A 13,380-nucleotide genomic window follows, 5' to 3' on the forward strand; every position below is an offset into this window, starting at 1 on the left:
ACTCAAAATAGATAGGTAAAAAAATGGAGCAGCTTTCGCCGCTCCGAACGATAGGAGGGAACTACAAACCTTGTTCGTCGGCCATCTTGTTGGCGATTTGGGGTGCGGTCCACAGAGAAGGCAGCAACACAAGAGAAACAGGAACTGCCGTAACAACAATGAACGACTGTAGTGCTGAGATGCCGCCAGACCCGATAGAGATTAATAGTGCAGCAATTACCCCCATCATGATTCCCCAGAACACTCTGACGGAGCTTTGTGGGTGGTCAGTGCCTGTCATAACCATAGAGACGGCATACGTCATAGAGTCACCTGTGGTGGCAACAAAAATGGTCGTCAGGATCAAGAACAGAACCGAGATAATAAAGCCCATCGGTAACTGCTCTGTAATAGCCAGTAAAGCCGCAGGTAAATTAAATCCTGTGAAAGGCTCAGAAATAACGCCTGGGTTTGCAAGCTCAAAGGCCAGCCCGCTGCCACCCACAATGGTGAACCAGAAGCAGGTGATAACCGGAGCAACAATCGAGATCAGCAGAATCATTTCACGGATGGTTCTACCACGAGAGATACGTGCAACAAACATCGCCATCAGCGGACCATAACCTAGGAACCATCCCCAGAAAAATACTGTCCACCAGTCCAACCAGCCTGGGCTTGCACGGAAGGTGGCCATAGGAATGAACTGATCAAGATAGATCCCAAAACCTTGCAGGTAACCATCAATAATGAAGCTGGTAGGGCCAAAAATTAGAATAAATGCCATTAATAAGACGGCCAAAATAACATTGGCACGGCTTAAAATCTGAATACCTCGGGCAACACCACTGACAGCCGAGAGTGTGTAGATCGCAATTAACCCAAACAGAATGACCAGCTGCGTTGTGTAGGTATTTGGAATGCCGAACAATTTCTCCATACCAAAACTCACCTGAAGGCCAAGAAAGCCAATGGGACCCACGGTGCCTGCTACGACAGCGAGTACACAGCATGCATCAACAATGGCGCCTAGGGGGCCGGTCATCACACGATCGCCAAACACGGGATACAAGAGTGTACGGGGTTTCAGTGGTAGACCTTTTTCATAGTGCAAGTACATAAAGACCACACCGGTGAGACTGCCTAGAATTGCCCAAGCTAAAAAGCCCCAATGCATAAAGCTTTGTGCTAACGCGTTATAGGCGGCTTCAACAGTGCCGGTTTCGCCGCCAAACAACGGTGGTGGCGAAGTGAAGTGAGCCATGGGCTCTGCCGCAGCCCAGAATACGCCGCCACCAGCCAGTAGGGTACACATGATGATGGAAATCCACTGAAACGTAGACATTTCCGGGGTTTTTAGCCCCCCAAGTACCACTGAACCGGTGCGACCGATGGTTAAGAACAAACCGATGATAAAGGTAAGGAGTAACAGCACCTGCCAGTAAGCGCCAAAGTATTTGGTCGATGTTGCAAATGCACTGTTTACCCACGCCGATACTAGATTAATATCGTAAAGTGCCATGACTGCAAAGAGAGCAAGCACACCGCCGCTAATTAGGAATACGGGCAAGTCGATGCCTGCCAGCCACTTATTCTGGGTCATATCCTCAGCCTCGCTGGCAGGCAAGGTTGCCTGATTAGTTATGCTCATGATTATCTCCTGATGGATCTTATCTTTATTGGGTTATCAGGGTCACACGTTTGCTTTAAAGCTAGTGCGTACGTTGGGTCATAGGTTGTAATGCATCGTCCAAGAAATGGAGCCAATTTAGCCCCATAATTTTGGCAACATCTTTCTCACTGAAACCGCGTTTCAGGAGTCCATGGGTTAAGTTAGGGAAGTCGCGGCTGTCGCGGAACCACTCTAGTGGTCGAGGCCAGTCGGCATTTGATTTTGAGCCTTCGCCGTAATCCATCTCTTTGGACCAGCGGCCATTGCGCATCCATTCCAGTACGGCAGTCGGTTGCTCTTGGCAAAGGTCAGTGCCAATGCCGATGCGATCTATATCCATTAAATCAGCCGTGCTGGCAACCATGTCGCAAAACTCATCTAGCGTGCAGTCTGGGCCATTTTTGAGATGAAATGGGTAGAGGCTAAAGCCTAGCAATCCACCGGATTCACCCAGTGCCCGAAGTACTTTATCTGACTTGTTTCGCTTGGCTTCGTGAAAGCTGAGTGGGTTTGCATGAGAGATGATGATCGGGCGTTCCGAAATCTCAATAGCTTCCAGCGTACTGCGCTCGGCACTGTGGCTCATATCGACCACCATGCCGACGCGGTTCATTTCACGGATGACTTGTTTGCCAAAGCGTGTAACACCGCTGTCTTCTGCCTCGTAACAACCACAGGCCAGTAAGCTTTGGTTGTTGTAGGTCAGCTGCATGATCATAAGATTCAGCTCACGCATCACCTCGACCATGCCAATGTCATCCTCGATGGGTGAGCAGTTCTGCGCGCCGAACATAATGCCGACTTTGCCCAGTTGCTTGGCCAGACGGATATCTGCAGTGCTTCGAATCGGCATAATGAGATCACTGTTCATCTCAAAGTGTCGGTTCCACTCGGCAATTCGCATCAAGGTTTCACGAATTTGCTCATGGTACACAATGGTTGCATGAACCATGGTGACACCACCCTGATGCAGTTGCTCGAAGATGGCTCTATTCCAGTTGGAATATTGCAGACCATCAATGACAACCAACTCTTTATGTAGCGCATTATTCATGGCTAAACTCCTACTACGCACGGATATAGGTAGTTTTTACGACGGTATAGAACTCTTTTGCGTAGGTTCCCTGCTCGCGTGGTCCGAAGCTGGAATCTTTACGACCACCAAATGGGACATGGTAGTCAGTACCCGCTGTTGGTAGATTAACCATTACACAACCGGTTTTAGCGTTACGTTTGAAGTCAGTGGCGTATTTCAACGACGTTGTGCAGATACCACCGGTTAAGCCGAAATTGGTATCGTTGAGCGTTGCTAGCGCTTCTTCGTAGTCTTTAACTTTGATGATGCAAGCGATAGGTGCGAACGCCTCTTCGCGGTTGATCGTCATTTGGTTAGTAGTTTCTGTGAAGAGTGCGGGCTGCATGTAGTAACCTTCTTTCTCTTCAGTCAGCACGTCACCGCCATACACCAGTTTGCCGCCTTCATCTTTAGCTGTTTGTAGGTAGCGTAGGTTCTGCTCCATTTGGCGAGCATCTGCGACCGCGCCAATATGCACACCGGCTTTTAGTGGGTGGCCAACCACTAGCTGCTTCATACGTTCGATCATTGCATCCACGAAACGGTCGTGAATACCTTCGGTGACAATCAAACGAGAGGAGGCGGTACATTTTTGTCCTGTGCCGCCATAAGCACCGCCAACGGCACATTCAACGGCGTTATCCAGATCAGCATCATCCAGTACGACCAGCGCATTCTTACTGCCCATTTCCAGTTGACATTTAACCAGATTCACGGCCGTAGCTGCCGCCACCTTGCGACCTGTCTCTAGCGATCCTGTGAAGGTGAGCGCATTAATACCGCGAGAATTAATCAGCACATCGCCGACTTCTGCACCTGGCCCCATCACAAGGTTAAAGGTGCCTGCGGGTAAGCCTTGGCGAGAAATAATTTCGGTTAGTGCCCAAGCAGAGGCGGGTACTTGGTTAGCTGGTTTCCAAACGATAGCGTTACCAAATGCCAGTGCTGGTGCAATTTTCCAAGCACCGGTAGCGGTAGGGAAGTTCCAAGGCGTAATGATGCCCACTACACCGACCGGCTCACGGCGGGTTTCAATTTCGATACCCGGGCGAACGGATTCGGCGGTTTCACCCATCTGGCGTAATACTTCCGCGGCATAGTAATGGAAGAATTGGCCGGATCTATAGGTTTCACCGACCCCTTCAGCCAGCGTTTTACCTTCTTCACGAGCGAGTATCTCGCCCAGTTCATCTTTGCGGGCAATCAGCTCATCCCCGATCGCCATGAGTACGCTATAGCGTTGCTCTAAACCGCTTTTTTGCCACTCAAGTTGACCTGCCGCAGCGGCAGCAATCGCGGCCTCTGTCTGAGCTTTATCGGCTTGTGCGTAGTGGCCGATAACATCGCTTATATCGGCTGGGCTAATATTTGCTACGCTACCCTTGTTGCCTTCAACCCACTCACCTGCAATGTAATTACGAAATACTGACTCAGACATAATGACCTCCAAAACTAATTGGAATCATCATAGGGGGTGTGATGTAATAATAAAAATTAATAAATAATATTCTGCGATAAGGAAAGCTTATCATGTTACCAGAGCTTAAAATTGCCCAGTTACGTCATTTTGTTTGGGTCGCCGAGTTAAAGGGGTTTCATGCGGCAGCGGAGAAAGCGCACCGCACTCAACCGGCAATTTCACTCTCTATTCGGGATCTTGAAAACAAGCTGGGGGAGCCGCTATTTGAGAAGCGTAATGCTAAAACGGCCAAAACAGAACTCACGCCCTTCGGCTGCTATTTTTTACCAAAAGCAAAAGAGCTGATCGCACATCATGATCGTATCGCAGAAGATATGACACTCCTGTCTGAGCATAAAACAGGGCATCTTCGCCTAGCGTCTGTCCCTTCCATTGCCAGTCGGGTTTTGCCGGGGTTGTTGCACGAATTTGTTTCTGGTGCGCCGGATCTTCATATCAGCTTTTTTGATGATAACTCCGATGCTGTGCTCAAAATGGTAGAAACGCAAAAAGTGGATTTTGGAATAGCGCATCTGTTTCACGAAGAGGAGCACCCAGATAAAAGCTTTACCTCGATCTGGGAGGATCAGATCGGCGTGGTTTGTCCCAAAGACCATCCGCTGGCTAGCGAAACTTCGTTGCATTGGAAATCACTTAGGCAGCACCGTTTAATCAGTAACGGAACCTCGCGGCTGCTTGAAGACAGCGAAGCAAGCCCTTTACTGGGGCATTCCCAGTTCTATGTCTCGAATATGATCTCTTTGATTGCGATGTTAGAAGCGGGTTTTGGCGTCACTACCTTGCCTTGGTACGCGTTCCCACAAGAAAGCACAAAGTTAAGCTTTATTCCGCTGGCTGACCCCCATGTGGTCAGGCGAATAGGGATTGTGAAACTCAATAATAAATCGCTGACGCCCCCAGCGCAGGCGTTAGTGAACTTTATCTTGGCAAAGACTGTATAAGTTATGTAGTAAACTGTTTAAATCGAATAAAAATAATAAGTAATGCTGTTTTGATAAGTTTGGCTTATCAAGCGATATAAGCTTTTGATTTGATCATATCCCTTTCTCTGACGGAAGATAAAGCGGTATCCACGGCCAAGCAGGCTGTGATCAGATTTCACTGATACCGCTCTGTTGATAAACATAATAAGGGGCCCGCAGAGCTTCTTTGGTACAGGCTTCCCACACATCTATGCTGAGCGGATCTTACTTAAAAGCCGCTAAATCAAAATGAAAAATGATGTGTCGTAACCGAGAGGAAAATAATAATGACGACGCCCGCTGCGATTCAAGCTGCTCTGCAGGGCAACAATGCTCTTCCGTTAAGATCTCCCCGTCAGGTTATGGATCTGGAACGCCTTGGTGCTATGCATCAGAGTCGACTCAGTTTTATGCGTACGCTTGTGCGCCGGATTATGCGGGAGCGATGGCAAATAGCACCGGTCAAGCTGACCCTTGATGAACAGGGCTATGGGACGGTTATCTATGAAATTAATGCCCCCCATGGGCTGTTTAGTTTTGTTCTTTTCTCCAGCTACCTATCACCGGAAGACCGTAATGACCGTGTTATCGCTACCCAGTGGGATCTAACCATGGCGCTGGTCGAAGGTAAGGTGGATGCTACGTATCTTGAGCAGCTACGTGACAATGTACCTAAGCAGGAAGCAGGGCGCGTTGATTCACGGGTGTTTGTATTATCCCGTGCTAACCGCAGTGCCCGAAACTTTGAGTATGTTGTCGATCAATTGGCTAAGGGGCAACAACCTGATATCGACAAAATAGCCGATGTTGGGTATCTGTATCGAACAACCGCAGTGTATGGCAGTGGCAAGTTGGGCATGGCTGATTGGGAAAAAGTTAAACACTGTTGGCCTGACTTTTCTCGGCCTTTTTCTGCCGAAATGTTTGTTTGCCTTATGTTGCGCAACTTCAGTCTATTTCAGGCCGAACATATCGCGCGCTTTAAATCCCCAGAGACTTTCCAGCCGATGAAGCCAGAGATCAAACGCTATTTTGGTATTGGCAACTCGACCGGCTTAGGGATGGCACCCTATTTGATTAATCATCCATTACTGATCAATCAATGGATAGAGATGCGAGAGTTGGGGTTGGCCAGAGTGCGAGTATTAGGGAATATCGACCATCGAGTTCAGCAGCACTTTCAAGAGCTGCTAACCCGCTGTGTAGTGCATACCGAGCAAACACGCACAGAAGATGAATGGCAAACCCAGAATAATCGGCAAGTGCTGGAGGATTTAGCGCTGCTACAAGCGAAATCCGCCGAGGGTGTTGAGAGTTGGGACGGGTTACTACAGTGGTCAGAATCTAGCTGCTCATTGCAAGGGCAAGAGCTATTGGTGTCGATTCTTTTGGAACTTTACCCTGAGCTTGTTGATGATTTAGAAGATTATTACAGCGCTGAGGAGTTTTTAGATCTCGACCCGCTTATGCCTGTCAGTGAACTACAGCGGGTCATTGAACAGCGGTACGACTGGGCATTGGCCATAGACTTCTCAGAATCGGGCGCTAAAGAGACTTTCTGGTATCGCTCAGAAGAGAAGATGGAGCCACGCTTAGGTAATACCGAACGGGAGCAGGGTAAAGAAAAACAGATGGCGCTGGGGGTGGGGTATGCCGTTCGAAAATGCTACGACCAGCTCTGCGAGTATGTCCGAGAATATCCAGAACATACGACGGCGCGCTTTATGGTGGCCCGGCCAAAATTAAGAGGTATTGTGCGCCGTATTCAAAGTATGAATCGCTGTGTTTATGGGGATATTCAGGCCAACCTTCTAGAGAGGGATGTGCTACCCATGCACCTTCTCAGAGCCAAACTCGCGTTTTTTGGTGTGAGTAAGTTTGATCCGCGTTCCAAGCTTTGGGTGCGCAATACGATGTTCCAAGGTGCGCCTTTACTTGAAGATATCGGTAGAACCTTTAACGATGACTGGTTTATGCCACTCGCCCCCCAGCTGTAGGAGAGTCACAATGCATGTTTCTATGAATGAGTTAAAAGCGGCTCTGCGACGCTGTTTTGAGGCGACAGGGTATTTTGTCGGCAACTATGAAGATGCTGCCAATATGATCCTGTGGTTGGAAAAGCATGGCTTGGGTGGATTAAGAGAGCTGCAACGGGCATTGCCCTTTATCAGTGTTGATCGTGATAAACCCCTAAGTACGGTGGTTTATGAAGACAGCACATCGGCGATCATTGATAGCCATGGTCGCAGTGCGCTGAACTGTATTGCTGCATCTGTTGATCTGGCTCACGCCAAAGCATTGGAGTGCGGGATTGCTACCGTCACGGTACACAATTGTCATAATCGTAAGTTCATTCTCAAGGCGCTAACCGACTGTGGTCGTCGCGGCATCAGTGTTGCGGCTTATTGGCGGAACGGTACGCAAGGCGTCACAGAGCATACGGCAGCCATCAAAGCAGGTGCACGCTACCCAAGCTACAGTGAAGCGTTGACGAACCTAGATGCGAACGTGGATGACCGGCAGGCGCTGACCATTATTTGTAGTTCCCGCGTGGATTTGACCTCGTCGCTGCAAAATTCGTATGGCAATCGTAATGCCAGCCATATCAGTGCTCAGCAAGTGGAAGAGAACAAAACCCACAGCGTTGATTTTGGTATCGATATTGATGAGGCACTATGGGCAGAGATCAATCGTATCGGCGAAGGTATTTTGGTAGAGAACAGTGAGCAATCCCGACAAGGTGCGGGTGGCCGCTGATTTATATCGGTGTTCTACGCGCCTTCTGAGTGGCTCGCGCTGCTGGTGGTGATACTAGGTTGTGCGCTACAAGCCAGAGTCGGTATTGGCTTTGGCTTATTGGCAGCGCCGCTACTCTTTTTGATAGATCCGCTTTATGTGCCTGGCTCCATACTGTTTTTAGGTGGCTTTCTCTCCATGATCATTGTTTGGCGGAGTCTGCACCCTGTGGTTTGGTCTCGGGTCTGGATCGCTAATGGTGCCAGATTTGTCGGCAGTGGTGTGGGGGCATGGGGGCTTTTGCTGCTGTCACCCGCGGCGTTAAGTCTGGTCTTTGGCGTGGCTTTGCTATGTGCTGTGTTGATCAGTGGCAGGCAACTCCATCATGACATTCAGCTTAATACGTCAAATCTGCTTAACGGCGGCTTTTTTTCCGGCGTTATCGGAACGGCTACCTCTGTGGGTGGGCCTCCTATGGCCTTGGTATATCAATCGGCATCGCCACAGGTAGCGCGTTGTGAATTAGCGGCTTTTTTTCTTATCGGCACACCCATCTCACTGGGTTGGTTATGGGCCCAAGGCCTGTTTGGTGAAACAGCGCTGATACTAAGCCTTAAACTCTTACCGGGTGTTGTGGCAGGTTACGGGTTATCTGAATGGTTAAGCGCCCGCGGTGTGTCACCCCCTCAACGATTAGCATTGTTGAGTTTGTCGGCGATTGCGGCATGTGTTGTCATTGGCAAAGGTCTTATCGCGTTGTAGGTGGATGGCTTCTCAAAGATAACAGGGATGCACACTCGTCTGCTGTGAGTGGTCTGTGCTGGCCGACGCTCAGTCCTCGCAGGGTTAGATGAACCAATTGGGTGCGTTGTAGATCTGTAACATGATACCCCAGTGCTCTTGCCATGCGCCGTATCTGCCGGTTTAACCCTTGGGTTAAAACAATCTCAAATCGATTCGGGCCGAGTAGCGTTACTTGGCATGGGCGTGTTAATAAACCATCCAGATCTACTCCCTCCTGCATTTTCTGCTGAAAGTCCAAGTTGATATCCGGCATACCGCGGTGAGGGCGTACCTGCACATGATACGTTTTTGGATGATAGGTATCTGGAGATAGTAAGCGCTCACACAGTACGCCGTCATTTGTCAGAAGTAAGAGTCCGTGAGAGTCTTTATCAAGCCGACCTACGGGAAATAGGCGCATAGGTAGGGGAAGGTGATTGATAATGCTCGCAGGGTTGTCGGCTTTGCAGTTGCAATCAACCCCAACAGGTTTGTTATAGATCACATATCTATATGTATCTGGAAACGTGATGACTTGACCATCAACATGGACGATATCTCCACGTGCAACTCGGATATGCTGATCTGCGACCTGCTCGTTAACAGATACCCTACCATTATTGATCCATTGGCTGGCGCGGCGTCTTGAACAAACACCAGCGGCACTTAAATACTGTGACAAACGCATTAGCTGCTTAATATTCTTAGAGGCAGAGCGAGCGCTTCATTACCGCTTTGACCAACAATCCAAATGATGCTGCTGAGCCCACCCAGCGTGACGATATACCATAGAGCAGAGACAGCTTGCCCATAACGATCTAAAGGCAGTAGGTCGCTAAAGTGACGGCGCTTCCATTCCAGTGCAATCTCTACCGTACCAATGGCTAGCAGAAAGCCCAACAGCGCCAAACCGAAATAGTAGCTGGCCAAGACACCTAGCAGTGCTCCTAGACCGCAGGCGATTAACCCCACTACGGAGTTGAATGAGAAGGCAACGCTTTTAAGAATATGGCCGCCATCCAGTGGTAGAACAGGTAAGAGATTGAATAGATTAAGTAAAGCATTGAATACCGCAAGCCCTGCAAAGATTTCTATGTCTGTGAGCCAATAAATCACCAAGAAGGCAATGGATAATATCAAACCAAAGAAAGGTCCCATAATGGAGATATAGACATCTTGCCAGCGGGTGTTGATCTTATCATCGGAAAGTGCGAGTCCCCCCATAAAGGGGATTAGGTAGATCCCTTTGGTTTTTAAGCCAAAACGCTTCATGGCGCGAATGTGGCCGTATTCATGGAATACCAGGCAGAGAATCAGCGCTATGGCAAATTCAAGAGAGAACAACCAAGAGTAGGCAGCCAAGCTGCCGGCTGCAAACAGGACTTTAATAACTTTAGCGCTTTTGAATAGCTTAAGGGCTAAGGAGCCTAATCCAAGAATGCTGATTCTATTGGGAACCACAGGGCGCTCTAATACGACTTGCTGCTCGATATCCTTTTCGTTTAGTGCACTTTCGCTAACCAGCGCGTGATCGACTTTAAGCTGATAGCTTAAGTCGAAAGGCTGCCAGGTAAGACGCACCACTAACTCGCAAAGAATATCGGTGCCGTTGCCCTGAAGCGAAAATCGATGTATGGATTCGGTTGCAGGATCGGCACTGGCATTCTGTTGAGATACCAATTGGCCATCCCAGTACAGCGCTTGCCAACCAGCCATTGACCCTTCAAGGCGAAGCTCTTTACCAAGACAATCGATTCGTAATAATTGCACCTTAATCCCCAATAAAATGTAACGAAGGGCAATTATGGAGGATTCTCATTTTCGGGCAAGCATTGTTATCGCTCCCCATCCGGAATAGAGCTAGCCTAGCTTGTTGGCTGTTTCAAGCGTGTAGTGCCTGACAGCTTAAATACCACACTATGTAGCAGTGTAATGATCATCGCAGAAAGGACTAATAAAACAACAACGCAGGCGCCGGCAGGCCAGTCCAGCCAGAGGGCGGTGAATAGTCCTGCGGCGTACCCTATGATGCCGGTTATCCCAGCCCATTGGGTCGAACTCGTTGCAAAACTGACTAGCGCCGGCACAATCAAGGTGGCAAAGACCAGATAAATCCCTAATAGCTGCACGGAGTAGGTCACCGATAAGGCAAAGGCCATATAAAAGCCGAGCTGCCACTTAAAGCGCTTAAATAACCCCATCAAGACCCAAGATAACACCGTAAAGATGCTTAGCCTTAGCAAACTGTGGCTATCAATCCACAATACATCTCCCGTTAGCATACGGGTTAAATGCTCCGCTTTACCCTGATCGATCGAAATTAGAATAAGTACCACCGCTGCTGTAAATACGTAGATACTGCCGAGCATGGCTTCCCGGTAAAGCGTTGCGTATTGGCAAACTAACAGTACCAAGCCAACGCCCATGCAGGATGCCACCACGCTGGCAGCTAAAAGCCAGTTAATGGAGGCATTGGGTAATAACATTTCGATCAGGATTGCACCAAGGATAGCGAACTGTGCTATCGCCAGATCCATAAAGACAACGCCGCGACGTACGACTTCCAAACCTAAAGGCAAATGGGTTGCTAACACCAGTAAGCCTGCCACGAAAGGCATTAGGAGTATCTCAGCAGTGAGCATCATGACCGGCTCAATAGTTCACTAATAAGATGATTAAAGAGTGCCTCCAGTGTTGCGCTTTCATTTTGATCACTCACTGTTGCAGGTAAACTCAGTGCAGGTACACCGGTTTTATCTGATAGCCATGAGGCACTTTTGGGGCTTTGATACCATGTCGATACAATGCCCAGCGGGCGCTCTTGCTTGACGGTCGAAACCAACTCATTAAGATGGCTCAGCGTGGGCGGAACGCCAGGTTGTGGTTCTAAATCGGCGACCTTTTGCATGCCTAACCAATGCCACAGGTAATCGAAGCTGCTGTGTTGGGAAACTACTTTTCGGTCACGAAGCGGACTAGCTAGTTGTTGCCAATGAGCTATCTGCGCTAGCCAATGCGTGTGCCATTGTTGATGTGTTTTTAGATAGTGGATCCCATTTTGGGCATCTATCTCAATGAGCCGCTCTGTTACTAGCGCTGCAACGCTCATAAGTCTTTTAGGATCGAGATGAAAGTGTGGGTTACCTTCAGGGTGAACGTGACCTGTTTGCAGAAAATGTGTTTCATGTTTATCGATGGTGTTAATAACTTGTGATGCATAGACTAGGCCAGGTTGACCTTGTTGAATCGCAGGGTTTGAAGCGCGCTTTAACAGCACGGGTAGCCAACCCACTTCCAGCCCCGCACCTGTGCATACGGCGATGTCAGCTGATCGCAGCGCACTGATCAGACTAGGCCTTGCCTCAATATAATGAGGGTCAAGATAGGCACTGGTCGCCACGATGACTTTTGCATTCGGTGCGAGCGCCTTTAGCAAGGCGCCCCATTCCGGCTCGCACGCAAAAGCGGTAATAGCGTTCGCATGTGCGGACGCTATACCTAGGGCGATAACTGCTAAGCGAATAAACTTAGAACGTATGCGCTTCATGATCACCAAAACCGATCTGATATTGTAATGTGATGGCGTTGTCTGTGTGTTCAAACTCATCGCCTGATTGGTGGGTGTACTGCAAGCGTAGTGTTTGGGTGTGGGTAGGGTTCCATGCCAGCATCACGCTGGACTCATTGAGCTTTGCTCCATGAAAATGATCGCCATGGGCTTCTTGCACGTTAATCTCGCCATATCGTGCACCAATAGACCACTCTGGTAAAAAGCGATAAACGCCCGATAGGTAATAACCACTGTGGTAGTCGTCATCTGTTGAGTACTGGTTCAGGTCAGTAACCCTGAAATACTCACCTGACAGTGTTAACTGCTGGTGGCGATTATTGCCTTGTGGTGCCCATTTCCAGACAAGGTCTGCAATGTAAGTATTTTTGCCAACAAACTCTGCACTGTGGCTATGTCCATGATGATCTTCTTCGTGATCACCGTGGTCATCATCATGATCTGAATGGTGATCGTCGTCGTGCTCGTCGTCATGTTCATGAAAATCTAAGGTGTTGTTGCGCATATAGCTGATGCCCGCTTGCCAGCTGGTTGATGCGCTGATATCACCACCGATCTTGTTGGATAGTGTCCAGATACCGACAAGTTTATTACTGTCAGTATCGGCTAAGCGCTCGCCTTGAAAGGCGTTGATGCTAATACGCCAGAAGAGATCCGTGGGCATGAGCATACTAAGTCCAACACCATTATCGTAATAGTGGTTACCTAAGAATGCGCGATAAGCGAGCGGCCGCTCAGTAAAACTATCTGCATGACTATGCTGGCTGTTCAAATAGCCGATATCTGCTAAAAAGCGTCCTGCTTTTAGGGAAGCGCCTTCAAAAATAGCCAAACGTTCTAGATAAGCCTCTTCCAACGCAAGTTCTGCTTCACCTTCACGCAAGTCGGCGGTGATAGAGGCTTTTGCAGTCCAAAGGTTATTCCATGAATGTTTTAAGGCGAGTTCAGAGTGGCTTAAGCCGAATCCTTCGGAGCGCTGTCCAAGCTCAGTATCTTGAGACTTATGATAGCCATCTAAAATGAGGCTAACCTCTGGGTTTGCGTGGGCACAGAGGGGAACTGCACCGATTAGAAAGGTTAGTAAAGTATGTTTGTGTGCTTTTAGCATCGCAATAGATCTCGATTATG

The 13,380-nt window shown here is 48.8% G+C and carries 12 protein-coding genes; 4 read left to right on the forward strand and 8 right to left on the reverse strand.

The features are described 5' to 3' along the window. Positions 1 to 61: 61 nt before the first annotated feature. From F0U83_RS00630 to F0U83_RS00640, 3 genes are all read right to left on the reverse strand, one after another. The gene (locus F0U83_RS00630) at positions 62 to 1,627 is read right to left on the reverse strand and encodes a BCCT family transporter (protein WP_138986026.1); all 1,566 of its coding nucleotides are present in this window, start codon (positions 1,625 to 1,627) and stop codon (positions 62 to 64) included. A gap of 61 nt (positions 1,628 to 1,688) precedes the next feature. Further along, entirely contained in the window at positions 1,689 to 2,702 is a 1,014-nt protein-coding gene (locus tag F0U83_RS00635; RefSeq protein ID WP_138986027.1) for a dipeptidase, read from the reverse strand. Between the two features lie 13 nt (positions 2,703 to 2,715). Next, on the reverse strand, positions 2,716 to 4,161 hold the full coding sequence (locus F0U83_RS00640; protein WP_138986028.1) for an aldehyde dehydrogenase family protein: 1,446 nt from the start codon (positions 4,159 to 4,161) through the stop codon (positions 2,716 to 2,718). 92 nt (positions 4,162 to 4,253) lie between these two features. Here F0U83_RS00640 and F0U83_RS00645 point away from each other — a divergent pair, with 92 nt between their 5' ends. The 4 genes from F0U83_RS00645 to F0U83_RS00660 all read left to right on the forward strand — a co-directional run bounded on the left by F0U83_RS00645 (position 4,254) and on the right by F0U83_RS00660 (position 8,663). Beyond that, complete coding sequence (locus F0U83_RS00645; protein ID WP_138986029.1) at positions 4,254 to 5,144, forward strand: LysR family transcriptional regulator; 891 nt, start codon at positions 4,254 to 4,256, stop codon at positions 5,142 to 5,144. 308 nt (positions 5,145 to 5,452) lie between these two features. Next, positions 5,453 to 7,162: a hypothetical protein gene (locus F0U83_RS00650; RefSeq protein WP_138986030.1), complete on the forward strand. Its 1,710-nt coding sequence runs from the start codon at positions 5,453 to 5,455 to the stop codon at positions 7,160 to 7,162. A 10-nt stretch (positions 7,163 to 7,172) separates the two neighbouring features. Continuing rightward, positions 7,173 to 7,922, forward strand: coding sequence for a DUF3726 domain-containing protein (locus tag F0U83_RS00655; protein ID WP_138986031.1), 750 nt, complete (start codon positions 7,173 to 7,175; stop codon positions 7,920 to 7,922). Positions 7,923 to 7,931: 9 nt separating this feature from the next. Further along, a complete protein-coding gene (locus tag F0U83_RS00660) occupies positions 7,932 to 8,663 on the forward strand; it encodes a sulfite exporter TauE/SafE family protein (RefSeq protein ID WP_170221682.1) in 732 nt (243 codons plus the stop codon). Here the strand turns inward: F0U83_RS00660 and F0U83_RS00665 are convergent. From F0U83_RS00665 to F0U83_RS00685, 5 genes are all read right to left on the reverse strand, one after another. Continuing rightward, the gene (locus F0U83_RS00665) at positions 8,650 to 9,372 is read right to left on the reverse strand and encodes a pseudouridine synthase (protein ID WP_138986033.1); all 723 of its coding nucleotides are present in this window, start codon (positions 9,370 to 9,372) and stop codon (positions 8,650 to 8,652) included. The two genes, F0U83_RS00660 and F0U83_RS00665, sit on opposite strands and share 14 nt — an antisense overlap. Next, positions 9,372 to 10,454: a site-2 protease family protein gene (locus F0U83_RS00670; RefSeq protein WP_138986034.1), complete on the reverse strand. Its 1,083-nt coding sequence runs from the start codon at positions 10,452 to 10,454 to the stop codon at positions 9,372 to 9,374. The genes F0U83_RS00665 and F0U83_RS00670 overlap by 1 nt, the downstream gene beginning before the upstream one ends. Before the next feature lie 95 nt (positions 10,455 to 10,549). After that, on the reverse strand, positions 10,550 to 11,329 hold the full coding sequence (locus F0U83_RS00675; RefSeq protein WP_138986035.1) for a metal ABC transporter permease: 780 nt from the start codon (positions 11,327 to 11,329) through the stop codon (positions 10,550 to 10,552). Continuing rightward, positions 11,326 to 12,231 carry a metal ABC transporter substrate-binding protein gene (locus F0U83_RS00680; protein WP_138986036.1) on the reverse strand — a complete coding sequence of 302 codons (906 nt, stop codon included), beginning with the start codon at positions 12,229 to 12,231 and terminating at the stop codon, positions 11,326 to 11,328. The genes F0U83_RS00675 and F0U83_RS00680 overlap by 4 nt, the downstream gene beginning before the upstream one ends. Continuing rightward, positions 12,212 to 13,360, reverse strand: coding sequence for a hypothetical protein (locus F0U83_RS00685; RefSeq protein WP_138986037.1), 1,149 nt, complete (start codon positions 13,358 to 13,360; stop codon positions 12,212 to 12,214). The genes F0U83_RS00680 and F0U83_RS00685 overlap by 20 nt, the downstream gene beginning before the upstream one ends. Positions 13,361 to 13,380 lie beyond the last annotated feature (20 nt).

This window comes from Neptunomonas concharum (assembly GCF_008630635.1).
GTDB lineage: Bacteria > Pseudomonadota > Gammaproteobacteria > Pseudomonadales > Balneatricaceae > Neptunomonas > Neptunomonas concharum.

Excerpts from the sequence above, each read along its gene's own strand:
- F0U83_RS00645 (WP_138986029.1), top strand. The coding sequence starts at position 4,254 with ATGTTACCAGAGCTTAAAATTGCCCAGTTACGTCATTTTGTTTGGGTC.
- F0U83_RS00635 (WP_138986027.1), bottom strand. The coding sequence starts at position 2,702 with ATGAATAATGCGCTACATAAAGAGTTGGTTGTCATTGATGGTCTGCAA.
- F0U83_RS00640 (WP_138986028.1), bottom strand. The coding sequence starts at position 4,161 with ATGTCTGAGTCAGTATTTCGTAATTACATTGCAGGTGAGTGGGTTGAA.
- F0U83_RS00685 (WP_138986037.1), bottom strand. The coding sequence starts at position 13,360 with ATGCTAAAAGCACACAAACATACTTTACTAACCTTTCTAATCGGTGCA.
- F0U83_RS00680 (WP_138986036.1), bottom strand. The coding sequence starts at position 12,231 with ATGAAGCGCATACGTTCTAAGTTTATTCGCTTAGCAGTTATCGCCCTA.
- F0U83_RS00630 (WP_138986026.1), bottom strand. The coding sequence starts at position 1,627 with ATGAGCATAACTAATCAGGCAACCTTGCCTGCCAGCGAGGCTGAGGAT.
- F0U83_RS00675 (WP_138986035.1), bottom strand. The coding sequence starts at position 11,329 with ATGATGCTCACTGCTGAGATACTCCTAATGCCTTTCGTGGCAGGCTTA.
- F0U83_RS00655 (WP_138986031.1), top strand. The coding sequence starts at position 7,173 with ATGCATGTTTCTATGAATGAGTTAAAAGCGGCTCTGCGACGCTGTTTT.
- F0U83_RS00650 (WP_138986030.1), top strand. The coding sequence starts at position 5,453 with ATGACGACGCCCGCTGCGATTCAAGCTGCTCTGCAGGGCAACAATGCT.
- F0U83_RS00665 (WP_138986033.1), bottom strand. The coding sequence starts at position 9,372 with ATGCGTTTGTCACAGTATTTAAGTGCCGCTGGTGTTTGTTCAAGACGC.